Origin of the sequence: Kitasatospora sp. MBT63, assembly GCF_000710465.2 — a bacterium.
In the GTDB taxonomy this organism is placed as follows: Bacteria; Actinomycetota; Actinomycetes; order Streptomycetales; family Streptomycetaceae; genus Kitasatospora.
In genome coordinates this window covers 15,406-16,303 of sequence record NZ_JAIZ01000734.1, presented here as the reverse complement: position 1 = coordinate 16,303, position 898 = coordinate 15,406, and the positions used below count along the sequence as shown (strand labels likewise).

Below are 898 nucleotides of genomic sequence, written 5' to 3'. Positions count from 1 at the left end.
GATGGCGGGCCGGTCGGGGTGGGCGAACTTCGCGCCGATCGCGTACGGGACGCCGGGTCCCATGGTGGCCAGGGTGCCGGACAGCGAGCCTCGCATCGAGCCGCGCATCCGCAGGTGGCGTGCGTACCAGTTGGCGGCGGAGCCGGAGTCGGCGGCCAGGACCGCGTTGTCGGGCAGCAGGGCGTCCAGCGCGTGCACCACGTGCTCGGGGTTGACCGGGTCGGCCTCGACGGCGGCGCGGCGCTCCATCACCTCCCACCAGCGGGCGGTGTTGGTCTCGACGGTCTGCCGCCAGGTGCGGTCCTCCTTGAACTCCAGCAGCGGCAAGAGCCGCTTCAGGGTCTCCGTGGCGTCGCCCACCACGTTCAGCTCGAACGGGTAGCGCAGGCCGACCATCGACGGGTCGAGGTCGATCTGCACGGCGCGGGCCGCACCGAACTCGGGCAGGAACTGGGTGTACGGGAAGCTGGAGCCGATCACCAGCAGGGTGTCGCAGTCGCGCATCAGCTCGTACGAGGGGCGGGTGCCCAGCAGCCCGATCGAGCCGGTGACGTACGCCAGGGTGTCGGGCAGCACGTCCTTGCCGAGCAGGGCCTTGGCGACGCCCGCGCCCAGGACCTCGGCGAGCTGTTCGACCTCGGCGCGGGCGTGCCGGGCGCCCTGGCCGATCAGGACGGCGACCTTCTCGCCGGCGTTGAGGATCTCGGCGCAGCGGGTCAGGTCGGCGTCGGAGGGCACCGGCGCGTAGTGGCCGACGCCGAGGCTGGAGGGCACCATCTTGAAGGCGTGGGCGGGCGGTTCGTAGTCGAGTTCCTGCACGTCGGCGGGGATGATGACGGCGGTGACGGTGCGGCTGGTGGCGGCGATCCGCATCGCCCGGTCCAGCACGTTCGGGAGT

At 72.2% G+C, this 898-nt stretch carries 1 protein-coding gene; it reads right to left on the bottom strand.

All coding sequences use genetic code 11. From position 1 onward, the window contains the following. On the bottom strand, positions 1 to 898 hold an 898-nt coding region (locus AA75_RS38040), incomplete at both ends, for a thiamine pyrophosphate-dependent enzyme (protein ID WP_033825013.1).